25 protein-coding genes and 1 pseudogene are annotated in these 25,734 nt (G+C 72.5%); 11 read left to right on the top strand and 15 right to left on the bottom strand.

Features of this window, described 5'->3' with window-relative positions:
* Positions 1 to 57: 57 nt before the first annotated feature.
* The 4 genes from ACGFZN_RS33245 to ACGFZN_RS33230 all read right to left on the bottom strand — a co-directional run bounded on the left by ACGFZN_RS33245 (position 58) and on the right by ACGFZN_RS33230 (position 4,152).
* Complete coding sequence (locus ACGFZN_RS33245; protein WP_393862178.1) at positions 58 to 816, bottom strand: hypothetical protein; 759 nt, start codon at positions 814 to 816, stop codon at positions 58 to 60.
* Positions 803 to 2,398, bottom strand: a complete 1,596-nt coding sequence (locus tag ACGFZN_RS33240; protein ID WP_393862177.1) for a substrate-binding domain-containing protein — start codon at positions 2,396 to 2,398, stop codon at positions 803 to 805. Before ACGFZN_RS33240 ends, ACGFZN_RS33245 begins: the two co-directional genes overlap by 14 nt.
* Positions 2,395 to 3,663: a hypothetical protein gene (locus ACGFZN_RS33235; RefSeq protein ID WP_393862176.1), complete on the bottom strand. Its 1,269-nt coding sequence runs from the start codon at positions 3,661 to 3,663 to the stop codon at positions 2,395 to 2,397. Before ACGFZN_RS33235 ends, ACGFZN_RS33240 begins: the two co-directional genes overlap by 4 nt.
* 159 nt (positions 3,664 to 3,822) lie before the next feature.
* The gene (locus ACGFZN_RS33230) at positions 3,823 to 4,152 is read right to left on the bottom strand and encodes an ArsR/SmtB family transcription factor (protein WP_393862175.1); all 330 of its coding nucleotides are present in this window, start codon (positions 4,150 to 4,152) and stop codon (positions 3,823 to 3,825) included.
* Positions 4,153 to 4,249: 97 nt separating this feature from the next.
* On the opposite strand from ACGFZN_RS33230, the gene ACGFZN_RS33225 reads away from it, so the two are divergent.
* From ACGFZN_RS33225 to ACGFZN_RS33210, 4 genes are all read left to right on the top strand, one after another.
* The gene (locus ACGFZN_RS33225) at positions 4,250 to 5,224 is read left to right on the top strand and encodes a zinc-binding alcohol dehydrogenase family protein (protein WP_393862174.1); all 975 of its coding nucleotides are present in this window, start codon (positions 4,250 to 4,252) and stop codon (positions 5,222 to 5,224) included.
* A 129-nt stretch (positions 5,225 to 5,353) separates the two neighbouring features.
* Positions 5,354 to 6,046 carry a DUF6232 family protein gene (locus ACGFZN_RS33220; RefSeq protein ID WP_393862173.1) on the top strand — a complete coding sequence of 231 codons (693 nt, stop codon included), beginning with the start codon at positions 5,354 to 5,356 and terminating at the stop codon, positions 6,044 to 6,046.
* On the top strand, positions 6,043 to 6,387 hold the full coding sequence (locus ACGFZN_RS33215; protein WP_393862172.1) for a hypothetical protein: 345 nt from the start codon (positions 6,043 to 6,045) through the stop codon (positions 6,385 to 6,387). Before ACGFZN_RS33220 ends, ACGFZN_RS33215 begins: the two co-directional genes overlap by 4 nt.
* Before the next feature lie 17 nt (positions 6,388 to 6,404).
* Positions 6,405 to 7,379, top strand: coding sequence for an isopenicillin N synthase family dioxygenase (locus tag ACGFZN_RS33210; protein ID WP_393862171.1), 975 nt, complete (start codon positions 6,405 to 6,407; stop codon positions 7,377 to 7,379).
* 41 nt (positions 7,380 to 7,420) lie between these two features.
* On the opposite strand, the gene ACGFZN_RS33205 is transcribed toward ACGFZN_RS33210, so the two are convergent.
* The 8 genes from ACGFZN_RS33205 to hemL all read right to left on the bottom strand — a co-directional run bounded on the left by ACGFZN_RS33205 (position 7,421) and on the right by hemL (position 15,673).
* On the bottom strand, positions 7,421 to 7,927 hold the full coding sequence (locus tag ACGFZN_RS33205; protein WP_393862170.1) for a hypothetical protein: 507 nt from the start codon (positions 7,925 to 7,927) through the stop codon (positions 7,421 to 7,423).
* A gap of 25 nt (positions 7,928 to 7,952) precedes the next feature.
* Positions 7,953 to 9,035, bottom strand: a complete 1,083-nt coding sequence (ccsB, locus tag ACGFZN_RS33200; RefSeq protein ID WP_393862169.1) for a c-type cytochrome biogenesis protein CcsB — start codon at positions 9,033 to 9,035, stop codon at positions 7,953 to 7,955.
* Positions 9,032 to 10,756, bottom strand: a complete 1,725-nt coding sequence (locus tag ACGFZN_RS33195) for a cytochrome c biogenesis protein ResB (RefSeq protein WP_393862168.1) — start codon at positions 10,754 to 10,756, stop codon at positions 9,032 to 9,034. Before ACGFZN_RS33195 ends, ccsB begins: the two co-directional genes overlap by 4 nt.
* Before the next feature lie 3 nt (positions 10,757 to 10,759).
* Positions 10,760 to 11,530, bottom strand: a complete 771-nt coding sequence (locus ACGFZN_RS33190) for a cytochrome c biogenesis CcdA family protein (RefSeq protein ID WP_393862167.1) — start codon at positions 11,528 to 11,530, stop codon at positions 10,760 to 10,762.
* 1 nt (position 11,531) lies between these two features.
* Complete coding sequence (locus tag ACGFZN_RS33185) at positions 11,532 to 12,122, bottom strand: TlpA family protein disulfide reductase (protein ID WP_393862166.1); 591 nt, start codon at positions 12,120 to 12,122, stop codon at positions 11,532 to 11,534.
* A gap of 113 nt (positions 12,123 to 12,235) precedes the next feature.
* A complete protein-coding gene (locus ACGFZN_RS33180) occupies positions 12,236 to 13,504 on the bottom strand; it encodes a hypothetical protein (RefSeq protein ID WP_393862165.1) in 1,269 nt (422 codons plus the stop codon).
* Between the two features lie 148 nt (positions 13,505 to 13,652).
* Entirely contained in the window at positions 13,653 to 14,360 is a 708-nt protein-coding gene (locus tag ACGFZN_RS33175) for a histidine phosphatase family protein (RefSeq protein ID WP_393862164.1), read from the bottom strand.
* Entirely contained in the window at positions 14,357 to 15,673 is a 1,317-nt protein-coding gene (gene hemL, locus ACGFZN_RS33170) for a glutamate-1-semialdehyde 2,1-aminomutase (RefSeq protein WP_393862246.1), read from the bottom strand. The genes ACGFZN_RS33175 and hemL overlap by 4 nt, the downstream gene beginning before the upstream one ends.
* A gap of 605 nt (positions 15,674 to 16,278) precedes the next feature.
* Between hemL and ACGFZN_RS33165 the strand changes: the two genes are divergently transcribed.
* A complete protein-coding gene (locus ACGFZN_RS33165; RefSeq protein WP_020941521.1) occupies positions 16,279 to 16,716 on the top strand; it encodes a hypothetical protein in 438 nt (145 codons plus the stop codon).
* A 25-nt stretch (positions 16,717 to 16,741) separates the two neighbouring features.
* On the opposite strand, the gene ACGFZN_RS33160 is transcribed toward ACGFZN_RS33165, so the two are convergent.
* The gene (locus ACGFZN_RS33160) at positions 16,742 to 17,764 is read right to left on the bottom strand and encodes a M56 family metallopeptidase (protein ID WP_393862163.1); all 1,023 of its coding nucleotides are present in this window, start codon (positions 17,762 to 17,764) and stop codon (positions 16,742 to 16,744) included.
* A gap of 4 nt (positions 17,765 to 17,768) precedes the next feature.
* Positions 17,769 to 18,179 (bottom strand): BlaI/MecI/CopY family transcriptional regulator, encoded by a 411-nt coding sequence (locus ACGFZN_RS33155; protein ID WP_393862162.1) that lies wholly within the window; start codon positions 18,177 to 18,179, stop codon positions 17,769 to 17,771.
* A 140-nt stretch (positions 18,180 to 18,319) separates the two neighbouring features.
* Between ACGFZN_RS33155 and ACGFZN_RS33150 the strand changes: the two genes are divergently transcribed.
* The 4 genes from ACGFZN_RS33150 (at position 18,320) to ACGFZN_RS33135 (ending at position 22,007) form a co-directional block, all read left to right on the top strand.
* Positions 18,320 to 19,708: a glycosyltransferase gene (locus tag ACGFZN_RS33150; RefSeq protein WP_393862161.1), complete on the top strand. Its 1,389-nt coding sequence runs from the start codon at positions 18,320 to 18,322 to the stop codon at positions 19,706 to 19,708.
* A complete protein-coding gene (locus ACGFZN_RS33145) occupies positions 19,705 to 20,436 on the top strand; it encodes a polysaccharide deacetylase family protein (protein WP_393862160.1) in 732 nt (243 codons plus the stop codon). Before ACGFZN_RS33150 ends, ACGFZN_RS33145 begins: the two co-directional genes overlap by 4 nt.
* Positions 20,437 to 20,550: 114 nt before the next feature.
* A complete protein-coding gene (locus tag ACGFZN_RS33140; RefSeq protein WP_393862159.1) occupies positions 20,551 to 20,802 on the top strand; it encodes a hypothetical protein in 252 nt (83 codons plus the stop codon).
* Positions 20,803 to 20,813: 11 nt separating this feature from the next.
* Positions 20,814 to 22,007 carry an SPFH domain-containing protein gene (locus ACGFZN_RS33135; protein WP_393862158.1) on the top strand — a complete coding sequence of 398 codons (1,194 nt, stop codon included), beginning with the start codon at positions 20,814 to 20,816 and terminating at the stop codon, positions 22,005 to 22,007.
* Positions 22,008 to 22,182: 175 nt separating this feature from the next.
* On the opposite strand, the pseudogene ACGFZN_RS33130 reads toward ACGFZN_RS33135, so the two are convergent.
* Positions 22,183 to 23,012, bottom strand: a pseudogene (locus ACGFZN_RS33130) (M55 family metallopeptidase).
* An 88-nt stretch (positions 23,013 to 23,100) separates the two neighbouring features.
* Here ACGFZN_RS33130 and ACGFZN_RS33125 point away from each other — a divergent pair.
* Positions 23,101 to 23,376, top strand: coding sequence for a hypothetical protein (locus ACGFZN_RS33125; protein ID WP_393862157.1), 276 nt, complete (start codon positions 23,101 to 23,103; stop codon positions 23,374 to 23,376).
* A gap of 172 nt (positions 23,377 to 23,548) precedes the next feature.
* Complete coding sequence (locus ACGFZN_RS33120) at positions 23,549 to 25,375, top strand: phosphatidylglycerol lysyltransferase domain-containing protein (protein WP_393862156.1); 1,827 nt, start codon at positions 23,549 to 23,551, stop codon at positions 25,373 to 25,375.
* The last annotated feature ends 359 nt before the right edge of the window (positions 25,376 to 25,734 follow it).

Genomic DNA, 25,734 nt, shown 5'->3' with positions numbered 1-25,734 from the left:
CACGCGTGCGTGCGGGGCGTTCCCGATGGGGCCATCGGCGGCGCCGATGGGCGCAGGTCACTGGAAGACGGCCACGGGGTACTGGAGCACGACCTCACGGGTGTCGGGGCGCCAGGTCGTCACCTTGCCCAGGCAGTGGGCCCGGAACTGGCCCTCGGGCAGCTTCCTGTTGCCCGAGGGGCGCAGCCCGCCGACACGCAGGACGACCCGCAGGTGCGCCGACTGGTCGCCGTCCCCGTACGGGGCCCGCATCACCAGGTTGTCCCCCACGGTGTCCTCGGCCTCGAACCGGCCGGTGATCATGACGAACTCGCCGATCTCGCTGAGCACCACGGTGTCCGTGACCCCGGCGGCGAGGAGGGCGCGGTTCGGCCTGACCGTCGCCGGTCTCTCCTGCAGCCGGACCCGGGCGAGCCCGTCGCCCCGCTGCAGCACGGACAGCAGCAGACCGATCACCTGGATCGGCTCGCTCTCCTTGACGTACTTGGCGACGATCTCGGTGGCGCGGTCCCCGTTGAGCTGGAACATCCACGACAGCACCGGGATCGTCGCCAGCCAGCCGGTGTTGCGCACGTTGCGCTCCTCGACCTCCTTGCGCAGCGCCGACTGGTGGTTGCGCATCTTGAACACGTCCATGACCGCGTCGTTGTCCAGGTACAGCGGGAGGTAGTGGGGCTCCTCGGCCCGCTTCCCGAGCCGCTTGAGCACGGACCGGACGCCGAGCACCACCAGCGTCGCCAGGCCGGCGAAGGCCACCAGCCACCACACCATCGCGCCCCACCAGGCGCTCCACCAGGTGCCGTCAAGAACAGCCACGGATCTCCTTGAACGCGGCGGACAGGGACTGTGCGCGGGCGTCGACCACGCGGCCGCCGGTCACCGCGGCGACCTGGCGCAGTCCGGCCGGGTCGGCGTCACCGAAGGGGACGGGGTAGGTGTGCACGGCCCGGACGTCGGCCGGGCGGGCGCGGTAGCGGCTGACGAAGCCGGCGCGGTCGATGCCCGCGTTGTTCTCGCCGTCGGTCATCAGCACGATGGACACCGCCCGTCCCGGGTCCTCGCGCACGGTCGTCTCCGCGGCGCCGTAGCCGTGGTCCAGGGCGGACCAGACGGCCGTCGCGCCGTCGTAGCCGCCGCCTGCGACGAAGTCGGTGAGGGCCGTGAGGTCGGCGGCGCCGTGCACGGTGACGGTGCGCTCGTCCAGCACGCGTCCGCCGAAGCGGATCACGGTCAGCTTCTCGCCCTGGTAGAAGCGGACGAACTTGCCCGCGGCGGAGGAGTCGGCGCCGCTGAGCCCGGCGAACGCGGCCCTGAGCGCGGCCGTGCGGGCGCCGCGCATCGAGGTGGAGAAGTCCAGCAGGAAGATCACCTGGTCGGCGGCCCGGCGCCGGGGGTCGCCGTAGTCGGCGAGCAGCCGGTCGAGGACGGCCGGATCGTCCGGGAAGTACAGGGCGTTGTCCAGGGGCGCGGTGAGCCGGGGGTCGCGGGCGACGGCGGTGCTGACCGGGCGGCGCAGCGTGCGCCGCATGATCTCCCGCTGGTGGCCGGCGGCGGTCAGCCACCTCACCACCCGGTCGTAGGCGTCCCGGCTGCGCCGGTCGAGCAGCAGCAGCGGATAGTCGGACAGCACCATGCCGTCGGCGGGGTGGACGATCTCAAGGGGCTGCCTCAGCCGGCCGGAGGCGTTCAGGGTGAGCAGTTCGGACTCGTAGGTGATCAGGGCGTTGGTGCGGCCGGGGTGCCCGGCGAACGCGTCCAGCAGGGCGTGGGAGCTCTCGGCGGTGAGGGTCTGCCCGGAGCGGAAGCCGCGCAGCCGGTCGCAGCTGACGTCCTTCGGGCGCAGCGCGGCGCCGGTGCCGGCGGCGGCGGTGGCGACGCCGACCAGCGCGGCCAGACCGCTGTTGCTGCGCCGGGGGTCGGCCATGCCGAAGCGCACGGTGCCCGTGGCGGCGGCGTCGGCGAGGTCCGCCCAGGACAGCCGGCCGCCGGGCTCCTGGGCGCGCAGCGTGCGGGCCGCTTCGGGGGTGAGGCCGACGACGACCGGGGAGCGCATGATCGAGGTGCTCTGCACGACGGTGGCCGGACGGGCACCGGCGGCGGCCTTCTTCGCCTTCAGCCGGAAGTAGCGGTCGGAGGACAGCCAGGCCAGGTCGTAGGAGTGGCGGCCGGTCAGCAGGGTGTCGCTCGCGTCGTTGGTGGCCCGGTAGTCCATGTCCAGGCGGACCCCGGTGTCCTGCCGGAGCCGCTCCAGCAGCGGCTCCATGTCGGTGAGTTCGTCGCTGGCCAGGACGTGCAGGGTGGTGTCGGGCCCGTCGTCGTCGCCGGAGCAGGAGACGAGTCCGCCGAGCGCGGCGAGCAGGACCAGGCACAGCGCGGCCGGCAGCGCGCGGCTCCTCACGGCGCCTCCTGGCCGGCCGCCGACTGGGCCACCGGTGCGCAGTCGCCGACGACCTCGATCATCTTCTCCAGCAGGTCGAGCCGGGGCAGCACCGCCTTGGTGTCGTCGTCCGACAGCAGCGGCGCCTGGATGTGGTGGGCGGTGAGGAACCGGGTCAGCGAGTCGCTGGTGGCGGAGGCGCCCTGGGCGTCGCGGACCCGGAAGCCCAGTTCCATGGCACGCTGCTGCAGCGCCGGGTCCGTGCTGATCAGCTCGCCGAGGCGGGCGCCGTCCGGGCTGAGCGCGATGAGCTGCGGCTCGGTGACGAACCGGGCGGAGGGGTAGAGCAGGACGCGCTCGCCGTCGACGTGCCCGGTGCTCTTCCGGGTGGCGATCTGGTGGGCCAGGAACTGGTGCTCGTAGATCACCGCGATCGGCGAGATGCTCTTGCCCTCGGCGGAGACGTACGTCTCGTTCTTCTCCGAGGACGGCATGCCCTGGTCGTTGAGCAGGAGCCTTATGCGCTCGGCGAACCGGGTCGCCTCGGCCGTGTTCTGCGGGATGTCGTCGTGGTTCCAGACGTACGAGACGAGCCCCAGGTAGGTGCCGGCGGAGTTGGCCTCGCAGATGTCGGAGGTCTGGGCGAGCACCTTGTTGCCGTTGTGTATGCCGTGGCTGTCTATGCCGACGCGTCTGCCGGCGCGGTCGATGCCGAGCCGGTCCCAGCGGCGGCCGTCGGCGGTCGCCCGCAGGAACTTCTGCATGTCGAGCGAGTAGTAGAGCGGCTTCTGCCCGGCGGGCACGCCCGGTAAGGGGGTGGCGATCCCGGCGTCCTGGAGCGTCTCGGCGTACTCGCGGTAGGTGCCGAGCACGATCGGGCTGACGAACGGGCGGTACGTCGTCGCCGGGTGCCCCTCGGCCGCGCGCTTCCTGGTGATCAGGTCGGCGGCGGGCTGCCCGGAGGGGAACACCACGTCGTAGCCGTCGTAGCTCTGGGCGGCGATCCCGCGCGAGCCCATGCGGGTGATGTGCACGCGGAAGCCGTGCCGGATGAGCAGCCGCTGGACCTCGGGGTCCTCGAAGTAGTCGGCCTTCGAGGCCATCTTGGCCTCGATCGTGGTGATGCGGGTCAGCGGCAGCCCGGCATGGCCCTGGGCGAGGACGACGACCGCGCACAGGGCGGTGACGGCGGCGACGGCGCGCGGGAACCAGCGGCGCGCCGCGGAGCCCTGCGGGATCGCCGGCTCCCCGACCCGCAGGCGGGGCTCACCGGTCCGACGGGGCATTTCGGTATCGGCTCTGTGTGGGGCCACCCGTGTCTCCTGCGTCAGCTGGGACAGGATCGTCCGCCGCCCGGACGTTGGCGGCACGAACGCCCAACGAACGCAGAAGGAAAGGAATGTGAAACTCCGTCAGAGACCGGAACCGATCGGTCCGCCGGCCCGTCAGGGGGCGTCGTCGCGCAGCACGAGGTCCAGCAGGCCCGGGAAGCGGGCGTCGAACTCCGGCCGGCGCAGGCGGTTGACGCGCCGGGGCCCCTCGTCGCGCTGCTCCACCAGGCCGGCCCCGCGCAGCACCGCGAAGTGGTGGCTGAGGGCGGCCTTGCCGACCGGCACGTCGAAGCTGCCGCAGCTGCGGGTCCAGTCGGCCGAGCCGGCCAGTTCCCTGACCAGGGTGAGGCGCACGGGGTCGGCGAGGGCGGCGAGCGCCGCGAGGACGGGCACGTCGTCGGGGTGGGTGTGGTCCGGGGGGGTCCGGTGACTGGCGGCGGTCACGTCACGTTCCTCTTCCTGCCGCTTGCCGAGTGTTCGACGAAAACCATACACTCGCGAGTGTTCGCTTTTCGTTGAACAGTCGAGCCGGGGGTGCGGCATGCGCGCGGTGGAGTTCCAGGGGTACGGCGGTCCCGAGGTGCTGCGGGTGGTCACGGCCGAGGCGCCGGAGCCCGGCCCCGGGCAGGTGAGCATCGACGTGGCCTGGGCGGGGGTGAACTTCGCCGACCTCAAGGCCCGCGCGGACGGCTACCGGGTGCCGGCGCTGCCGTACGTCCCGGGCCTGGAGGTCTCCGGGCGCGTCCGCGCGCTCGGCGCCGGCGTCACGGACCTGACGGCCGGCCAGGAGGTGGTCGCACTGGTCGAGGGCGGCGGCTACGCGGAGGTGGCGGTGGCCGAGGCGGTGACCGTGTTCCCGGTCCCCGCCGGCCTCGGCCTGCGCACCGCCGCCGCCCTGCCGACGGTCCTGCCCACGGCCTACGCCCTCGTCCACACCGTCGGCCGCCTCCAGCCCGGGGAGACGGTGCTGGTCCAGGGCGCGGCCGGCGGGGTCGGCACGGCGGTCGGGCAGCTCGCGCGGGCGGCGGGCGCGGGTGCGGTGTACGGGGTGGTGTCCTCGGCGGCGAAGGCCGTCCACGCGAAGAACCACGGCTACGACGAGGTGTTCGTCGGCGCCTTCGAGGAGCCGCTGCGCGAGACGACCGGCGGGCGCGGCGCCGACCTGGTGCTGGACCCCGTCGGCGGGGACACCCTGCGCGCCGGGCTGGCCTCGCTGGCGGTGTTCGGACGCCTGGTCTCCTTCGGCAACGCGAGCGGCGCGGAGCCCTGGGGCGTGGGCCAGAGCGAGCTGTACCCGCTCGGCGTCTCGGTCTCCGGCTTCTCCATCCTGAGCCTGGCCCGGACGGCGCCGGACGCGCTGCGCCGGCTGTCGCAGCGGGCGTTCGCCACGGCGGCGGACGGGACGGTGACCCTGCCGGTGACGGCCGAGTTCACCCTTCGGGAGGCGGCCGAGGCGCACCGGCTGATGGGCGGCCGGACGAGCACGGGCAAGCTGCTGCTGCGCGTGGAGCACTGATCCCGCGTCAACTGTCCTCCCTCTCCTCACACTTGGCGGCGCATAACGACTTGCCATCCCCGTCACGGCCGTTGTTAATGGTCGTCACCGAGTCGCGAGGGATCACGGACCTCTGGGGGACACAAGCAGATGCAGAACGGCCAGCCGCCCGAGCACCCGGCCCAGGACCCGCCACCGGCGCCCGCGGCCGCCCCGCAGGCCACCGCGCCGGCACCGCCGGCCGCCGCGCCGCCCGCGGCTCCGCCCATGCCGGACGTCCCGGCACCGCCGGCCCGGCCGGCTCCCGCCCGGATCGACATCCGGGTGAGCAAGGGGATCCTGTGGATCGGCGCGGCGGTGTACCCGCTGGCGAACATCGCCCGGGTCTACACCTTCGTCATGCGCCCCCGGCGCAAGGAGGCGGTGCTGCGGTTCCTGCGGTACACCGCGGGGACGGTGGTCGTCGCCATCGTCGCGGCGCTGCCGGGACTGCCCGTCCTGGCCCTGAGCGGAGGGGACTCCGGCGGCGGTTACCTCACGTTCGTCTGGGTGCTGGCCATCGCCGCGGAGATCTTCTTCTTCGCCGAGATGATGTCCGTCCTGACCGCCTCCCCGCACCACGTCCTCGCGATCGAGACGTCGGGCGCGTCCACCGCGCTGGTCACCAGCCCGGACCCGCAGTTCCTCGACCAGGTCGTCGGCCAGATCTCGTACGCCATCGACCACCCGGACACCGGGTTCAGGGTCACGGTGGAGAGCCTGACCTTCTCGCCGAGGAACTACTACTTCGGCGACAACGTCAACATGTACGGCGGCAGCGGAAACGTGGGGATCGGCGCATGAGCACGAACTACTACTACGGCGACAACGTCAACATGTACGGCGGCCGGAACAACCGGGGCATCGTCAAGAACGAGGCCGGCGCCGGGCAGCAGGACCCGGCCCTGGCCGCCGCCCTCGCCGAACTGCACGGGCTGATCGCCGAGTTGCGCACCCGGGTGCCGGCCGCCGACGCCGAGCTCCTGGACGACTCCCTGCCCGCCCTCAGCCCCGGCGCCGCCGTGCCCGCGCAGGCGCGGCGGGGCGCGCTGATGGCGATCGCCGGGATCGCGAACACCGTCGGCGCGGTCGGGCAGCCCGTCGCCGAGGCGGTCCGCGCGATCGTCGCGATGATCAGCGGCTAGCGGACGCGAGGACCCGGGTGACCGACGCGCGTGTTCCCACCATCGACCTGCGGCCCTGGCTGGGCGGCGACGAGGAGAGCCGGGCCGCCCTCGCCCGTACCGTCGACTCCGCGCTGCAGACCGCCGGGTTCCTGCTGGTCACCGGGCACGGGGTGGAGCCGGAACTGCGGGCGGGGATCCGCCGGACGGCGCGGGAGTTCTTCCTGCTGCCCGCCGAGGTCAAGCGGCGGTACGAGGCGAAGGTCGGCGGCCGCGGCTGGCTGGGGCCCGGCGCCGAGGCCAACGGGTACGCGGAGGGCACCGAGACGCCGCCCGACCTGAAGGAGTCGCTGACCTTCGCGACCGACGAGCCCTTCGGCGACCCCGTGGTCGACGCCGAGTGGTACCTCCCCAACGTGTGGCCGGCCGAGGTCCCGCGGCTCAGGACGCTCTGCCGGACGTATCTGTCCCGCATGGCCGCCCTGGAGAAGGAGCTGCTGTCGCTGCTCGGCTACGCGCTCGGACTCGAACGGGACTTCTTCTCCCGGCACATGAACCGTCCGACGTACGGCTTCAACATCAACTGGTACCCGGGCACCGAGGTCGTCGGCGAGCCGCTGCCGGGGCAGTTCCGGATCGGGCCGCACACCGACTTCGGCACCGTGACCATCCTCGACCGGCAGGCCGGCAAGGGCGGGCTCCAGGTGTACACGGACGCCGGCGGCTGGGAGGACGCGCCGTACGATCCCGCCGCGCTCACCGTCAACATCGGTGACCTGCTGGCCCGCTGGACCGGTGACCGCTGGCGGTCGGGGCGGCACCGGGTGCTGCCGCCGCCGGCCGACGCGCCCGCCGAGGAGCTGATGTCGCTCGTGTACTTCGGCGAGTGCGACCCGGGCACCCGGGTGGAGTCCGTGCCCGCACCGGTCGGCCGGGTGGCGTACCCGCCCGTCGACTCCCATGTGTACCTGCGCGCCAAACTCGACTCGATCACCGTGTCAGGACAAGATTGACACGAGCCACGAGCCGCCGGCAGACAGCTGAGGGCGGCCGGCTAGGTGAACTGTCCGGGCAGGGGCTCCAGGGGCTCTCCGGGTTCCGGGGGCCCGGCGTCTTCCGGCGGCTCGGCCGGATTCCGGGGCCGACCTCCGGGAAGACCCTCCGGGGACTCCACGATTTCGATCAGTCGTTCGAATCTCCGGCGCCAGTCCGCCTCCGACGACCTCTCGCCCTGGAACTCGTGGGTGAACCGCAGGATGCTCTCCGCGTCCCCGCCCCGCTCCAGGTGGAACCGGATCCGGCCGCCGCCCTCGACGGTGTACTCCGCCACCCGGTCCACGTCCCAGGCGGTGACCCGGCCGGAGCCCAGGTCCCGCAGGGTGACCGCGCCGTCCAGGCGGGGCTCGAGAACGTCGGCGGCGGTGCACCACGCCCCGAGCCCCTCGGGGGTGGCCACCGCCGGCCAGACGTCTTCCATGCGCCTCGGGAGCCGCACGAGAAAGTGGAGTATGTGCGTGTTCCCGTGGGTCTGGCTGGTGCCCTGTGCGATGGAACCGCTCATGACACCAGTGTCACCGACCGGGCCCTCACACGCCCGCGTAGGAGTGCTTGCCCGTGACGAAGATGTTGACGCCGTAGTAGTTGAACAGCCAGCAGGCGAAGGCGAGCATCGCCAGGTAGGCGGCCTTGCGGCCCTTCCAGCCGGCCGTGGCGCGGGCGTGCAGGTAGCAGGCGTAGCCGACCCAGGTGATGAAGGACCAGGTCTCCTTGGGGTCCCAGTTCCAGTAGCGGCCCCAGGCGTCGCCGGCCCAGATCGCGCCCGCGATGATCGTGAACGTCCACAGCGGGAAGACGGCCGCGTTGACCCGGTAGGCGAACTTGTCCAGCGAGGCGGAGGCGGGCAGCCGCTCCAGCACCGAGGTGGCGAAGGCGCCCGGCTTGCCGCCGGTCTGCAGCTTGGTCTCGTACGAGTCCTTGAACAGGTACAGGATCGTGGCGACCGCGCCGACGTAGAAGACCGCGCCGCAGAAGATCGCGGTGGAGACGTGGATGTAGAGCCAGTACGAGTGCAGCGCCGGGACCAGCTGGTCGCTCGCCGTGTACAGCACGGTGACGGCGAGGCCGAGGTCGAGCAGGACCGTGGTGATCAGGAACAGCCCGAGCCAGCGCACGTTCTTCTTCAGCGCCAGCAGCGCGAGGTACACGCCGACGGCGACGGTGGAGAAGGTGATGTTGAACTCGTACATGTTGCCCCACGGCGCCCGCTGCACGGAGGCCGCGCGGGCGACGACGCCGCCCAGCTCCACCAGGAAGGCGAGCACCGTGAGCGAGACGGCGACGCGCCCGTACAGGTCGCCCTGCGCGTCCCCGCCGTGCGCGCCGGGACCGTCCGGCACGTCACGGGCGCCGGAGGCCGACCGCACCACGACCTTCGGCCGCTCCAGTACGGCGGTGCCCCCGGCCTGCTTCACGGTGACGGCCGGCCCGCTCGCCTTCGCGGCGTTCTCGGCGGTCAGCGCGGCGGCCGTACGCGCCACCTTGCTGCGGCTGCCCAAGAGCCATTCGGCGATGTACGCGAAGAAGGCCAGGGTGTAGACGGCCATCGACGAGTAGATCAGCGTGTTGCTGATGCTCGCCAGGTGTTCGTTGGTTGCGGCGGCGAGATTCACTTCTCAGCCCCTTCGGCAGATGCGACTGGGGTGTCGGGGGATGGGGAAGGTTCGTCGTCGGGGTCGGGGGACCCCGGCGTCTGGTCGTAGAGGATGCCGGCGAGGTCGCCCAGTTCCCCGGGCACCTTGGCGGACTCGCTGCGGCCGAGGCCGGCCATCTCGACGACCGTCACGCCGTCGGCGCCGCGTACCGCGCGCACCCACACCCGGCGGCGCTGGATGAACAGGGACGCGGCCAGGCCGAAGATCGCGGCGAGGGCGCCGCCGAGCGCCCAGCCGCTGCCCGGCTCCTGGACGACCTCGAAGCCGGCCCACTGCTTGATGTCCTTCTCGAAGGTGAGGGACCCGGCGCCGTTCGGCAGGGTGAGCGTGTCGCCCGGCTGCAGCAGCTTCTTCAGCAGCTGGCCCTTGCTGTCCTTGAACGCCTTCATGTGCGTCTTGTCCAGCTGGTACACGCTCTGCGGGATGCCGGAGTCCACGCCCAGGTCGCCGTGGTAGGCGTTCACCGCGAGCAGCGGGTTCACCAGCGCGGGGAACTGGGAGAGCATCGTGCCGCTCTTGGCGTCGAAGGTCGGCACGAAGAAGGCCTGGAAGCCGAGCTGTTCGGACTTGCCCTGGGCGTTCTTGTAACCGTCCATCACCTTCACCACGCCGTTGGAGGTGACGTTCCCGTCGAGCGGCAGCAGCGGTACGGCGTCGTGGTAGACGACGTTGCCCTTGCCGTCGCGGACGGTGATGACCGGCGCGTAGCCGTGGCTGACGAGGTAGACCTTGGCGTCGCCGATGTGCAGCGGGGAGTTGACCTTGATGGTGGTCGTCCTCTGCTTGCCGTACGCACCCTGGCTGTAGTCGATCTTCGCCTGGTAGGTGCGCGGCGTGCCCCGGTTCGGGCCGTTGACCTCGTAGGTGCCGGTGAACTTCTTCAGGTCGAAGCTGAACGGCACCAGGTCGTCGTTCTGGAACAGGCTGCCGGACTTGAAGTCGTCGTACTGCGACAGGGCGTTGGAGAACCCGTCGCCCTCGACCACCAGCTTGGTGCCGTCCGACTTGTACATCTGGCCCCAGGCGAAGGCGACCAGCAGCACGATCAGGGCGATGTGGAAGACCAGGTTGCCCACCTCGCGCAGATAGCCCTTCTCGGCGGCGACGGCGTCACCGGCGACGTGGGCGCGGAAGCGGCGCTTCTTCAGCAGGGCGAGCGCGGCCTCGCGGACCTGCTCGGGCTCGGCCGTCGTACGCCAGGTCGTGTAGGCGGGCAGCCGGGTCAGGCGCTTGGGGGCGCCCGGCGGCCGGCCGCGCAGCTGGCCGACGAACTGCCAGGTGCGCGGGACGATGCAGCCGATGAGGGAGACGAACAGCAGGATGTAGATCGCGGAGAACCACACCGAGCTGTAGACGTGGAACAGGCCGAGCTTGTCGTAGACCGGCGCGAGCGTCTTGTGGGCCTTGCGGAAGTCGTCGACCTTGTTCAGGTCGGCGCCGGACTGCGGGATGAGCGAGCCGGGGATGGCGGCGAGCGAGAGCAGCAGGAGCAGGAGCAGCGCCACCCGCATGGAGGTCAGCTGCCGCCAGAACCAGCGGGCCCAGCCGAGGACGCCGAGGCCGGGCACGGCGGCGAGTTCCTCGCGCGGGGCGGTGGACAGCTGGGACCCGGCGGCGCCGAGGTCCTCCTGGTCCTGGCCGCGGGAGTCCCGGCTGTTGTCGGTTTCGGTCGTGCTCATCGATCAGATCCCCACAGTGAAGCCGTCGGACCAGGTCTGCATCTGCTGCACCAGACTGTCCCAGGCGCCTGTGAGCAGCAGCACGCCGGTCACGATCATCATCGTGCCGCCGATGCGCATGACCCAGACGTAGTGGCGTTTGACCCAGCCGAAGGCGCCGAGCGCCTTGCGGAAGGCGATCGCGGCGAGCACGAACGGCACGCCGAGGCCCACGCAGTAGGCGATCATCAGCACCGCGCCGCGTCCGGCGCTCGACTGGTTCATGGACAGCAGGTTCACGGACGCGAGGGTCGGGCCGATGCAGGGCGTCCAGCCTATGCCGAACAGCGCGCCGAGGACGGGCGCGCCGATCAGACCCGCGGCAGGCCGCTTGTGGAAGCGGAACTCGCGCTGGGTGAGCCAGGGCATCAGCCCCATGAAGAAGACACCCATGATGATCATGAGCACGCCGAGCACCCTGGACAGCGTGCCCTGGTACTCGCGCAGGGTGGAGCCGAAGAAGCCGAACAGCGCTCCGCCGGAGACGAACACGGCGCTGAAGCCGAGCACGAACAGGGCGGCCCCGCCGACCATCCGCCCCCGCCGGGCCTCGGCCAGGTCGGTGCCGGCGACTCCGGTGACGTAGGAGAGGTAGCCGGGGACCAGGGGCAGGACGCAGGGCGAGAAGAAGGAGACGAGCCCGCCGAGCAGCGCGACCGGCAGGGCGATCAGCAGGGCGCCGTTGAGGACCGTCTCGTTCTGGCCCGTCACGGCCAGCGTCACCAGGGCGCTCACGTCACTTCTCCGCGAGGACCGGCTTGAGCATCTTCAGCAGGGAGGTGTCGTCGAGCGCCTCCAGGGCCCGCGCGGCGACCCTTCCGTGCTTGTCGATGACGAGCGTGGAGGGGATCAGCTGCGGGTTGAGGGTGCCCTTCTTGAAGCGGAGCATCAGCTTGCCCGTGGGGTCGTACAGGCTCGGGTAGGCGATCCCGTGCTCCTTCTCGAAGGCGACCGCGGGGGTGGTGCTGGTGTCCCGGGTGTTGATGCCGACGAACTGCACGCCCTTGCCCTGGTACTGCTGGGAGACCTTGGAGAAGTACTGCGCCTCCTCCCGGCACGGGCTGCACCAGGAGCCCCACACGTTGATGACGACGACCTGGCCCTTGTAGTCGGCGATGTCCAGGGTCTTGCCGTCGATGGTCCTGCCGGACAGGTCCGGCGCCGCGGCGCGCTTGCCCGCCGGCACGGTGGCGATGCCGTTGTTGCCGGTGACGAAGTTGGTGTTGCCGCCGCCGCCCGAGGTGCCGCCCTTGCCGCACGCGGACAGGGACAGGGCGAGGGCGGCGGCCACGGCGCTGAGCAGGACGGCGCGGCTACGGGTACTCATGTGAAAAGTTTCGCATGTCCCCTCCGGCGATCTCCGGCACCCCCCTGCCGGGCGGAAAACCGCATTTCAGGGCGTATTTACACGGGACATTTCCGGCAGTCGCCCGGTGCCGGCTACGCCAGGAAGGTCTTCCAGCCGCCGGCCGGGGCCTGGCCCGGGGCCAGGGTGCGCAGCTTGGCCAGCACCTCGGGCTTCTGCACGTCGATCCAGTCGCAGAACTGCCGGAAGGAGACCAGCCGGACGTCGGCGCCGTTCTCCTTGGCGTGGGCGATGTGCTTGAAGGCCTGCTCGACGGCGTCCATGTAGATCCCGCCGTTCCACTGCTCGAAGTGGTTGCCGATGAAGAAGGGCGCCCGGTTGGTGAAGTACGCCCGCTTGAAGCCCGCGATGTACGCCCCGGCCGCCTGCTCGCGCCAGGCCGGGTAGTGGTAGGCGGGCGCCTTCGTCGAGTACTGCGACTGGTTGAACATCATGTTGTAGTCCATCGACAGGACCTGGAACCTCCGGCCCGGGAAGGGCACCTGCTGGAGCGGCAGGTCCCACAGGCCGTGCCTCTTCACCGGCCACATCTGCAGGCCGCCCGGCGAGGAGGCGTCGTAGCGCCAGCCCAGCTCGCGGGCGGTGGGCAGCAGGTTGTCCTGGCCGAGCAGACACGGCGTACGGCCGCCGACCAGCTCCTTGTCGTAGTCGAACGGCAGGGGCGGCATGTCGTGCAGGCCCGTGTTGGTCTTCCAGTTCTTCACGAAGGACTTGGCCTGGTCGATCTCGCTGCGCCACTGCTGCGGCGTCCACCACTTCACCGAGGTGCGGGCCTCGCCGCAGAAGTGGCCGTTGAAGTGGGTGCCGATCTCGTGGCCTTCGAGCCAGGCGCGGCGCACGTTCTCCAGGGTGGACCTGATGTGCGGGTCGCTGAGGTAGCCGATGGCGGAGGCGCCGGGAGCGTTGTTCGGCGGGAGGTACATCCGCTTCTTCGACTCGGGCAGCAGATACAGCCCCGAGAGGAAGAAGGTCATGCTCGCGCCGTGCTCCTTGGCGAGGTCCAGGAAGCGCGGGAAGAGTCCGTTGCCGACCTCGCCGGCGCCGTCCCAGGAGAAGACGACGAACTGCGGCGGGGTCTGGCCTGGCTCCAGCGGCTCGGGCGCGGCCGGCTGGTGCGGCTGCTTGCCGGTGAAGGACGTGGAGCCGTCCCCGATGAGCCGGCCCTGCGGGGCGGCGGTCGCACCGCCGCCCTTCCCGGGCCGGCCGTCGCCGGAGGTGCCGCCGGAGCCGCCGGCCGTGCCGGAGGGCTTCTGACTCCCGCAGCCGGCGAGGGTCGCGGCGGTCGCCGCGCCCGCGCCGAGGCCGAGTATTCCCCTGCGGGAGAGGGTGCGGGAGGTGCGCATGGAAGGTCCCCGATTCGTCGCGCCTGCTGTCGGTCACCCACAGAGAGGGCACAGCGATCGGAGAGGTTCCGGTAATTCTTATGTTTTTCGCAACAGTTACGGCAATAATGATCCAAGCCCGGCCAAACGGACCGTCAGAAAACGGCCCTCAGGCGCCGAACGCCTTGCCCTGAGCGGTGCCTTGGCCCTTCTGCGGCGTGGCGCCGGCCCGCAGATGGGCCGGGACCAGATCGATGGCCGGCTCGCTGTACCCGACCGACACGATCCGGTCGCCCAGGAACGTGAAGGACGTCAGCGAGGCCAGCGTGCACTGCCGCTTGCGCGGATCGTGCCACAACCGCCGCCGCTCCACATAGGACCGCACGATCCAGATCGGCAGCTGATGGCTGACCAGCACCGCCTCATGCCCGCGCGCCTTGTCCTTGGCCGCGTTCAGCGCGCCCATCATCCGCACGACCTGGTCGACGTACGGCTCGCCCCAGGACGGCCGGAACGGGTTGACCAGGTGCTTCCAGTTCCCGGGCCGCTGCAGCGCGCCGTCGCCGACGCCGAAGGTCTTGCCCTGGAAGACGTTGTCGGCCTCGATGAGCCGCTCGTCGGTGTCCAGGTCCAGGCCGTGCGCCTTGGCGATCGGGGCGGCCGTCTCCTGCGCCCGCTCCAGCGGCGAGGCGCCCACGTGCGTCACGTCCCGCGAGGCGAGGTGCTCGGCCACCCGGTCGGCCATCCGCCGCCCCAGCTCGGACAGGTGGTAGCCGGGCAGCCGCCCGTACAGGATCCCGGTCGGGTTCTCGACCTCGCCGTGCCGCACGAGGTGGACGACGGTGACGTCCTTGCCGCTGTTGGTGGGGATGCTCACGCGGTGGCCTCCGCAGCCGCCCGGGCCGCCGCCGGAAGGGCGTCGGCGATCTTCTGGATGGCCCGCTCGTCGTGGGCCGTGGACACGAACCAGGACTCGAAGGACGACGGCGGCAGGTAGACGCCGTTCGACAGCAGCGAGTGGAAGAACGCGGTGAAGCGGAACGACTCCTGACGCTTGGCGTCCTCGTAGTTCCGCACCTGCCGGTCGGTGAAGAACACCGAGAACATGTTGGAGGCGCTCTGCAGCCGGTGCGCGACGCCCTCCTTGTTCAGCGCCTCGGTGACCAGGCCCTGGATCTGCGCGGAGACCGCGTCCACCTTCTCGTACGCGGCGCCGTCCAGCAGCCGCAGCTGGGCGAGCCCGGCGGCGGTGGCGACGGGATTGCCGGAGAGGGTGCCCGCCTGGTACACGGGCCCGGCGGGGGCGAGGTGGGCCATGACGTCGGCCCGCCCGCCGAACGCGGCGGCGGGGAACCCGCCGCCCATCACCTTCCCGAAGGTCATCAGATCGGGCTTGACCCCGTCGATCCCGTACCACCCGGCACGGGATGTCCGGAAGCCGGTCATCACCTCGTCGGAGATGTACAGGGCGCCGTTCTTCCGGCAGGCGTCCCGCAGGCCCTGGTTGAACCCGGGGTCCGGCGGGACGACGCCCATGTTGCCGGGCGAGGCCTCGGTGATCACGCACGCGATCTCGCCGGGGTGCCGGTGGAAGGCCTCCTGCACGGCCTCCAGGTCGTTGTACGGCAGCACGATCGTGTCGCCGGCCTGCGCACCGGTGACGCCGGGCGTGTCCGGCAGCGCGAAGGTCGCGACCCCGGACCCGGCGGAGGCGAGCAGGGCGTCCACGTGCCCGTGGTAGCACCCGGCGAACTTGATCACCTTGGACCGGCCGGTGAACCCGCGGGCGAGCCGGATCGCGCTCATGGTCGCCTCGGTCCCGCTGCTGACGAGCCGGACCTCCTCCACCGGCTCCACCCGGGCCACGATCTCCTCGGCGAGCGCGACCTCGCCCTCGCCGGGCGTGCCGAAGGACGTACCGCGGGCGACGGCCTCCTGCACGGCGGCGATGACCTCGGGGTGCGCGTGCCCGAGGATCATCGGCCCCCAGGAGCACACGAGGTCGACGTATTCGCGCCCGTCGGCGTCGGTGAGGTAGGCGCCCTTGCCGGACACCATGAAGCGGGGCGTGCCGCCGACGGCGCGGAAGGCGCGCACCGGGGAGTTCACACCGCCGGGCGTGACGGCGCAGGCGCGGTCGAAGAGCGCCTGGGAGGCGGGCGCATCGTAGGGATAGGGCGTATCGCTCAGGGCACTCATGACGTGCGGCTTCTCCGGCTTCTCGGACTCCGGTTGCGTGGTGACCCCCTCAGGGTAGGCCGCGGCCTCGCACGAACGCGGCGCGCCTCGGCCCCGAGCCGCGGGCCCCGGGGCCGCTCCACCCCGCTGATCACAGCGGCGCCGTCCGCCATCTGCGAGACTGAGAGCTGATACACACAGCTCAAACGCACGTAATGATCAGGGGCCGGGAAAACCCGTGGACTGTTGTTCCACCGCACGTTTCGGCGGGCGGCCGTGGGGGAGGTCACTGACACGATGATCGGGTTGCGCGGCGGGGGCCACGCGTCCTAGAAAAGCAGTCGGGTGGAGATATGCATCGCGGTGGCGGACTGGGCGAGGGGACTGATGACCTGGGTCCTCGACGTGCCCGGCGGGGAAGGCACCGGCGCGAGGCGGAGGAAACGACCGAGGCACGGCAGAGCGACGCACGTCACACACAGGGTGTACCGGGTGAGCCCGAGCGGTACGACCGGCGGACCGACCGACAGCTGGAGAGCCAGCTGGACCGGCCGGCGGAGCGCCGGCTCGACCACCGGGCCGACCGCCTGAGGGCGGGGAGCAGGAATGGTGGTCGGGTGGGGGTGACGTACAAATACTTCGGCGCGCCGGACGGCGCGACCGCGGCCAGGGTCCCCATCTCGATGCGTCCCGAGGAACTCGGCGGCGACGAGCTGGGCATGAACGGCATGTTCACCAAGATCAAGCCGGAGACCATGGCGGCGATGGTGCTGACCGGCATCCAGGGCGTCCCCCTGCACAAGGTCCCGCCCCTGGAACTGGTCGTCCTGCACCCCGACTACGCGGTCGTCAAACTCCCCACGACCGTCGTCGACCCCCTGCGCGGCATCGGCGAGGAAGCGGTCGGCGCGGCCGCCTTCATCTGGTCCACGGTCCCGGACCGCGGCGGCCCACGGGACGCGTTCAACGTGTACCAGCTGCTGCACGAGTGGCAGGACTTCAGCCACCGGTTGCATGAGGCGGGGCATCAGCCGTACTGCCTCGTCTGGCCCTGAGCCGGGGTTTGTGGTCGTACGTCGGTCAGCCGGTTATGTCGTGCCGGTGTTCGCCGTGTTCGCCGTGGTGGTGAGGGCAGCAGAAGCCGGGGTGGTGCCGGTGGCCGGCCGTCGGTGAGGCGCTCGCGGTGGCCATGAGCGCCGCACACCGGGCTCGCTTCGCGCTGTCGACCATGCGGTCGCTGTCGGAGGCGGCGTTGGCCAGGCTCGCGCAGCAGACGGTCAGCAGGAGGGCGCCGGCCAGGAAGGGCAGACTGCGGCGGGCGGGCGGCGGCGCAAGCAGGGCCCGTACCCGCTGGGGCACCTCCCCGCCGGTCACGGCGAGGGCGGGGCGGGGGGCGCCTGCGGACGCGAGGGCGGCGTGGCCGACCGCGCGGGCGACCACCGACCGGTCACCGAGCCGGGCGGCGGCCTCCTCGTCGGCCCAGCGCTCCAGGACGAAGGCGCCCGTGCCGGCCAGGGGACGCAGCAGCGGGTTCAGGGCGGCCGTGAGCCGCCACAGGCTCAGGAACAGGTGGTGCCTGCCGCGCAGATGCGCCCGCTCGTGCGCCAGCAGGGCCTCGCGTTCGTCGTCGCCGAGACAGCGCAGCATGCCCCGGGAGACCACGATCCTTCCGGGCCTGCCGGGCAGGGCGAAGGCCAGCGGGGCGTCGTCGTCGAGCACGGCCAGCTCCGTGCCGCCGCGCAGCCCGGCGCACTCCCGGCGCGTCCGCACCACCTGGCGCACCTGGCGGAGGGCGGCCACGCCCAGTGAGACGACGCTCGCGGCCAGGAGGCATGTGCTGACGGCCGCGACGACGAGGTACACCGGGTCCTCGGCGCGCAGCGCGGTCACCGACCAGTGGCCCTCGGCCGCGACCTCGGGGATCTGCGCGATGCCGGTGAAGGCCAGCAGGGCGAGGGAGCCGGTCCAGCCGATCGCGGTGACGAGCGCGGCGCAGGCCAGGGCCCAGGCGGCGGGGCGCGGGGTGAGCCCCCGTGCGAGACGGGGCGCGAGCAGCGTGAGGACCGCCGTGACGGCGAACGGGACGTAGACGCTGATCAGCACCGGCTCACCGCCTCCCGTCGGGGCCCTCGCCCCGAGCCTCGGGCCCGGACAGCAGCTGGTGCAGCAACTGCTCGTCCGCCGCGGAGAGTTCGGACACGAAGCGGGTCAGCACCGCCTCGCGGTCGGAGCCCTTCTCCAGCAGCGACCGCATGCGCCGGGCCGTGTCCGAGGCCTCGTCCCGCACCGGCGCGTAGGCGAATCCGCGGCCCTCCCGGTGGCGGACGAGCATGCCCTTGTCGTGGAGGCGGGACAGGATCGTCAGGACGGTGGTGTACGCCAGGTCGTCCGGCAGCCGCTGAAGGACCTGGCGGGCGGTCAGCGGGCCGTCGGCCGCCCACAGCGCGGCCAGTACGTCGCTCTCCAGCTCGCCGCGCGCACGCCGGCCAGAAGTGTCCCGGTTCTTCGGGTCGCTCACCGTCCGCCCTTCCTCGCCTTGGCCAGGACAGGCTACCCGGTCATCTCCTACTAGTTGTAGGAGGTATGCTCCGGGCTTCGACACGCGAACTACTACATCTTGTAGAGTCCCAGCTCTCCCGACGGCCGGAGGACCCGCCCATGCCCTACGCCGGACGCACCCTTCCCGTGCCCGCATCCGTGGGCGCCGTACCGCGCCCACGGAGCGGGGCGGCGCCCGCCGGCCGGATCGCGATCATCTCCGCGAGCGTCGGCGCGGGCCACGACGGCGCCGCCGCCGAGCTCGCCCGCCGCCTCGACGCGGACGGCTTCACCGTCGACCGGCACGACCTGCTGGACCTGCTGCCCGCCCGGCTCGGCCGCGCCGTCCAGGAGGGCTACCACCGGATGCTCGTCCGGGCGCCCTGGGCCTACCAGCGGATCTACGCCGGCACCGAGCGCGCCGGTGGCGGTGGCCCGGCGGCACGGGCGCTGCTGCGCTCCGCCGAGGAACGGGTGCTGCGCGCCCTGACTCCGGGGACCGGCGCGGTCGTCTCCACCTATCCCGGGGCCAGCCGGGTGCTGGGCGATCTGCGCCGGTCCGGGCGGCTCACCGTCCCCGTCCTCACCTACCTGACCGACTTCTCGGTGCATCCGCTGTGGGTGGCGGACGGCGTGGACGTCCACCTCGCGGCCCACGCCGTGCCCGCCGCCCAGGCGCGGGCCGCCGGAGCGGCGGACGTTCGGGTGTGCGGCCCGGTCACCGACCCGCGGTTCAGGCCCTGCGGCCGAGCGGAACGCGACCGCGCCAGGGCCCGGTTCGGGCTGCCGCCGCACGCCCCGCTCGCGCTGCTGGTCGCCGGGTCCTGGGGCGTCGGCCCGGTCCGGAGGGTGGCCCGGGAGGTGCGCGACTGCGGCGCCGCCGTGCCGGTCGTCGTCTGCGGCCGCAACGAGGCCCTGGCCGAGCAGCTGCGCGCCGACGGCATCGAGCACGTCCACGGCTGGGTGGACGACATGCCCGGCCTCATGCACGCCGCCGACGTCCTGGTGCAGAACGCCGGCGGGCTCACCTCGCTGGAGGCCTTCGCCGCGGGTCTGCCCGTCGCCAGTTACCGCTGCATACCCGGCCACGGCCTGACCAACGCCGCCGCCCTGGACGAGGCGGGCGCGGCCGTCTGGATCCGCGAGCCGGCCGACCTCAAGGCCGTACTGCACGACCTGATCGACGGCCCGCGCGGAACGCTCCAGCGCGCCACGGGCCTCGCCCTGTTCGCCGGGGCCCCGGAGGAGGGCCCGGCGGCCGAGATAGCGCGCGTGCACCGTGCCGGACCCCCGCAGCCGGTCCACCCTCCCGCCGCCCGGCGCCGGCCCGCCCGCCGGCGGCTCGCCACGACGGTCGCCGTCGCCTGCGCCGTGTGGGCGTGCGCCGTCGGCACCGGAGCCGCGACGGCGTACGACGGCCCGGGCCTCGCCCGCACCATCGGCCACGGCCTCGACCTGGACGACCTCGCCCCGCATCACGGGCCCCGCCCGGAAGGCCACCACGCGTGACCGCCGCCCGCACCCTGCGCACCGCCGCCCTGGCCGCCCTGCCCGTGCTGGCCGCCGCCCACGCCGCGCCCGTCGTCTCGACGTTCGGCCCCCTGCGCAACCGCGCCCTGCCCCGCCTGTCCGGCCGCGGCCGCCCGGACCACGTCGCCCTGACCTTCGACGACGGCCCCGACCCCGCCTCCACCCCGCACTTCCTGCGCCTGCTGGACCGGCGCGGGGTGCACGCCACCTTCTTCCTGCTCGGCACGCAGGCCCACCGCTCACCGGGTCTGGTCCGCGAGATCGCCGCCGCCGGCCACGAGATCGGCGTCCACGGCTGGCTGCACCGCCCGCTGCTCCTGCGCGGCCCGCGGGCCACCCACGACGACTTCGCCCGCGCCCGCGACACGATCGCCGCGATCACCGGACGGCGGCCCACGCTGTTCCGGCCGCCGTACGGCGTCATGTCGACCGCCGCGCACCTGGCGGCCCGCCGCCTCGGCCTCACCCCGGTGCTGTGGACCTGCTGGGGCGAGGACTGGACGGCCCGGGCCACCCCCGAGTCCGTCCACCGCACCGTCGCCCGTGACCTCGACGGCGGCGGCACCATCCTGCTCCACGACTCCGACTGCACCTCCGCCCCGGGCGCCTGGCACTCCGCCCTCGGCGCCCTGCCCCGCATCCTCGACACCTGCGCGGAACGGGGCTTCGAGGTGGGCCGGCTGGGCGACCACGGCCGTACGGCCTGACTCCGGGCCGCAGCCGCGCCCGCGTCTGCTCCCGTGCCCGCCCAGCCGTTGGGAACCGGCCGCGGCAGGTCTATCGTCGGAATCCTCAGGCCAGGACGAGGAGGACGGCCGGTGATGCCGCAGGACGAGGCCGTGGTCGGCCGCACGGGCAAGGTGCTCATCGGAACGCGCGGAGCCGCAGGTCCCGGCGAGGTCCTGGTGCGGGTGCGGGGCGGCTCCGAGACGTTTCTGGCGTGGTCCGAGGATCCCCTGCCCGTGGGCGCGACGGTCCTCGTGATCGAATCACGGGGATGCCGCGAGGTCGGTGTCATCGAGTGGGTGGATCCATTGGACGCGCTCGGCGGAGAGGCCGCCGGCGCCGGCTGAGGAGTACAGGCATGTTCGGATACCGCGTTCCCGCTCCCGACGAGGCGATGTTGATCTCGGGGGGCCGGCGGGGACTGGGGGGCGCGCCGTTCCGAGTGGTGACAGGACACGGGAAGTTCGTGCTCCCCGTCTTCCGCAAGGTCCGGTTCCTCACCCTGTCCATGTGCGAGGCCGAGGTCACCGAGACCTGCGTGACGAAGCAGGGCATCTCCCTGCACGTCCGCGCGGTCATCGCCTTCAAGGTAGGCAACGACCACGAGAGCATCATCAACGCGGGCCAGCGCTTCCTGTCCGACCAGGAGCAGATGTCCGTGCTCACCGGGCGGATCTTCGCCGGCCACCTGCGGGCGATCATCGGCTCGATGACGGTCGAGGAGATCGTCACCGAGCGGCAGAAACTGGCCGCCGAGGTGCTGGACACCTCCAAGACGGAGATGGCGAAGATCGGACTGATCGTCGACTCGCTGCAGATCCAGTCCATCGACGACGGCGACACCGGCTACATCGACGCGATGTCCGCCCCGCACAAGGCGGCCATCCAGCGGCAGGCGCAGATCGCCCAGGCCCAGGCCACCCAGGCCGCGGTCGAGGCGGAGCAGGCGGCGGCCCGCAAGCAGGCCGAGTACGCCCGGCAGACCGCGATCGTGAAGGCCGAGTACTCGGCGGAGGTGGACCGCGCCCAGGCGCAGGCCGCGCAGGCCGGACCGCTGGCGCAGGCCCACGCCCAGCAGGAGGTGCTGGCCGCGCAGACCGAACTCGCCGAGCGGCAGGCCAAGTTGCGCCAGCAGCAGCTGGTGGCCGAGGTCGTCAAGCCGGCCGAGGCGGAGGCCGAGCGGGTGCGGATCCTGGCCGCCGCCGAGGCCCAGCGCATGAAGATCCAGGCGGAGGCCGCGGCCTCCTACGACCGGGTCGCGCTGGACCGGATGCTCATCGACCAGCTCCCGCAGATCGTGAAGGAGGCCGCGGGCGGCCTGTCGGGCGCCAACGTCAACGTCCTGAACGGCGCGGACGGCCTCGGCGAGATCGCCGCCGGCCTGGTGTCGCAGGGCCTGACGATCCTCGACTCGGTCCGCCAGAACCTGGGCGGCCAGGACAAGGCCGGCCAGGGCGACCAGGGCGGCAGGTCCGACACCAACGGCCTGCTCCAGCTCCACTCGGGCAGCAAGGACCGCAGGTCGGACGACGGCCCGGTGAACGTCGACTAGCGCAGCGCCACGGCCGTCCGGCCCCGGCGGAGACGAACTGCCGGTCGGGGCCGGGCCGTTCGCCGGCCCCGGAGCGGGACGACGTCTGAGCCGTACGGGCGTCCGGCCCCGGCCGCGGTGGGATGCCGCCCGCCTCGGCGCACAGGGTCTGCCCCCGGACGTCCCGCCGCCGGTCCTAGCAGTACGGCGCCTGCCCGGTCAGCGACGCGGCCACCCGCATCCACACGCCGAACTGCCGGTAGAGGGCCGGAAGCCGGCCGGTCGCGTGGACCGTGCGGCTGTCCTCGGAGACCACGCCCGGTATGCCGAGGAGGGTCGCGGCGACGGAGGCGGACTGCCAGCGGACGGTGAGGGTGGCCTCGGCGGTGGCGGGCTCGGGGCGGCGGGGGCCGGGGTCAGGGCCGCCGCGACCGCCTCCTCGACGGCCTTCCACGCCTCCTCCGGCGGGCGCAGCTCGGCCGCGAACCGGTCGTGGGCGTACTTCACGGGCACGGTGACGACGGACGCGTCCCACGCCGTCATCTCCGCGCACGCCACGTCGTCACCCGTGAGGGCCACCACCGGCACCCCCAGGGCCGCCGCCGTGGCGTGGGCGAACCCGAGCTCGCCGACCGGCCGGCCGTCCAGCCACATGTCCTCGATCTCGTGGCCCATGAAGCTGTGGCTGAGCACGCCCGGCGCACCGGCCCGGGAGTGGTACCCGACGCACAGCGCGGCGTCGTACTCGCCCGTCAGGCCCTCCAGCATGCCCATCTGCTTGGGCTTGCCGCGCACCAGCCGGGCGGCCGGGTGCAGCGCCTCGGGCAGCAGGTTGCGCATCGGGCCGTGCGCGTCGTTGACGAGGACGTCGGCCGCGCCGGCCGCCAGCGCGCCGCGCACCGCCGCGTTCACGTCCTCGGCCATCATGGAGCGGCCGCGCTCGTAGTCCCGGCCGCCCGGCTGGACGTCGTCGGCGTCCACGAGACCGGTGACGCCTTCCATGTCCACGCTGATGTAGAGGCGCACGCCGTCGACCCTACCCGACCCTACGTATTGTAGGTTCCCAACCACCGGCTGCCGCGAGGCCGTTCATTCGTCTGTTCACGGGGGATCCATGCAGGACACGGAAACGGAGGCCCGCGGCGAGGTCTGTGCGCGCACCCTGGCGCCGACGCTGGCCCTGCTGGCCGTCAGCCTCCTCGTCGCCGCCGTCGGCGTGTACGAGCTGTGCGGGTTCGGGCTGCACAGCCTGGACCGGCGGCCGCATCTGTTCAGCGACGGCCTCGCGACCGGCGGGGTGATCGTCGCCGCGGTCGCGGCCGGCGCGGCCTTCGGCAACCTCGGCTGGCATCTGGCGGCGGCCCGGCGCGCCCGGGAAAAGACCGGGTAAGGCCGTACAAGGCCAGGTAAGAGGCGGGGCACGGCAAGGACGCGGTAAGGGCCGATGCCGGTACGCTCCTCTCCCGAAGCGCATCCAGGCCCACTACCCTACAAACTGTAGGGTCGAAGGGGTCCCGCCCGGGGCCGCACCGTCCCCCTCCCTGTCAAGGTGACCAGTCACCATGCCCGCTCAGCAGCCGACCCTGACCACACCCCAGGTCCCCGCACAGCGCGGCCCGCGCCGCCTGCCCCAGCTGCCCCAGCCCAGCCCCCGCCTGCGTGCCCGGGCGGCCTCGGCCACCGTGTGGTACCTGCGGCTGATCGCCGTCTTCAACATCGTCGCGGTCATGTCGCTGCCGTTCCGCAAAGAGGTGCAGGAACACAACGACGGCAAGCTCTTCACCGCCCGCCACGTGCACGCCCACACCCACCACGCCGGCCAGTTCTTCACGCCGTACCTGGCCACCGCCGGTCTGGCCTCGGCCGCGGCGGCCATCTTCCTGGCGCTGGTGATGCGGCGCGGCAAGCGGGCCGCGTGGGTGGTCAACCTGCTGCTCGCCGGTCCCCTGTTCGTGCTCTACGTCCTCGCGCTCACCCAGCACCCCTACCGCGACCACGCCTTCAACTGGGTCTCCACCGCCCTCACCGGCCTGTTCGTGGCCGCGCTGCTGATCGGCCGCCGCGAGTTCAACGCCATCGGCGACCCCTCCAACCCCCGGCTCGCGCTGGCCGTCGGCGTCGGCGGCGTCATGGTGACCGGCGGCCTCGGCACGCTGCTCGTGCACGCCACCAACAAGCTGCCGCACGCCCCCGTGCTCGAGGAGCTCGCCTACTGCCTGCTGCGCGGCATCAGCGTCGGCCCGCTCGCCGACCGCGTCGACTCCGTGCACGCCCCCCGCTGGGTCGACATCGTCATCAACGTCCTGCTCGCCGCGGCCTTCTGCCTGGTCCTGTACGCCTGCTTCCGCTCACCGCGCGGCCGCAAGCTGCTCACCGAGGAGGACGAGGCCCGGCTGCGGGCCCTGCTGGACAAGCACGGCGCCCGGGACTCCCTCGGCTACTTCGCGCTGCGCCGCGACAAGGCCGTCATCTTCTCCCCCACCGGCAAGGCCGCCGTCACCTACCGCGTCGTCGGCGCCGTCTCCCTCGCCTCCGGCGACCCCATCGGCGACCCCGAGGCCTGGCCCGGCGCCATCGACGCCTGGCTCACCGAGGCGCGCCGGCACGCCTGGACACCGGCCGTCATGGGCGCCGGCGAGGAGGCCGGCACCATCTACGCCCGGCACGGCCTGGACGCCCTCGAACTCGGCGACGAGGCCATCGTCGACATCGCCGACTTCAGCCTGGAGGGCCGTGCCATGCGCGTGGTCCGGCAGGCCCACAACCGGGTCCGGCGGGCCGGCTACACGGTCCGCATCCGCCGCCACGAGGACATCCCCGCCGACGAGATGGCCCGGCTGATCGAGTGCGCCGACCGGTGGCGCGACGGCGCCACCGAGCGCGGCTTCTCCATGGCCCTCGGCCGGCTCGGCGACCCCTCGGACGGCCGCTGCGTGATGCTGGAGTGCCGGGACGCGAACGACGAGCCGCGCGCCCTGCTCAGCTTCGTCCCGTGGGGCGAGCACGGCCTGTCCCTGGATCTGATGCGCCGGGACCGCGACTGCGAGAACGGCCTGATGGAGTACATGGTCGTGGAACTCCTGCTGCGCGGTCAGGAACTGGGCATCCAGCGGGTGTCGCTGAACTTCGCGATGTTCCGGTCGGTCTTCGAACGCGGCGCCCGGCTCGGCGCGGGCCCGGTCCTCAGGCTGTGGCGCTCGACCCTCACCTTCTTCTCACGCTGGTGGCAGATCGAGTCCCTCTACCGAGCCAACGCCAAGTACCGCCCCGTCTGGGAACCGCGCTTCCTCCTCTTCGCCAAGAGCAGCGACATCCCCCGGATCGGCCTGGCAAGCGCCCGCGCGGAGGGCTTCCTGACCCTCCCGAGCGTGGGCAGCCGCCGCTCCTGAGACAGCACACGGCGCCCCGAGCCGAGGCTTCGGCCGATCCCGGCCCTGGCGGCGTACGGCGCCCGAGCCGGGGCTCCGACCATCCCGGGACCGCCCCTTCGGCAGCCCCGGACCCGCGGCTCACGGCGTCCGAACCGGGGCTCCGACCCTCTCCCGGGGCGCCCGCCCTCGCAGCCATCCCAGGGCCCGGCGGCATAGGGCGCCGGCAATGGGGCTTTCGGCCGCCCCGAGCCGGCCCTCTCGGGCCATCGCGGGGCCGTCCTCCCGGCCATCCCGGGACCCGGCGGCATACGGCGTCAGAGCGGGGCTTCGGCTCACCCTGGGCTGCCCTCTCGGCCCACGCCGGGGCCGCCCTCGCA

This window comes from Streptomyces sp. NPDC048192, from assembly GCF_043202415.1.
Classification (GTDB): domain Bacteria; phylum Actinomycetota; class Actinomycetes; order Streptomycetales; family Streptomycetaceae; genus Streptomyces.
The sequence above is the reverse complement of the archived record's forward strand: the minus strand, read 5'-3'. Positions and strand labels throughout refer to the sequence as shown.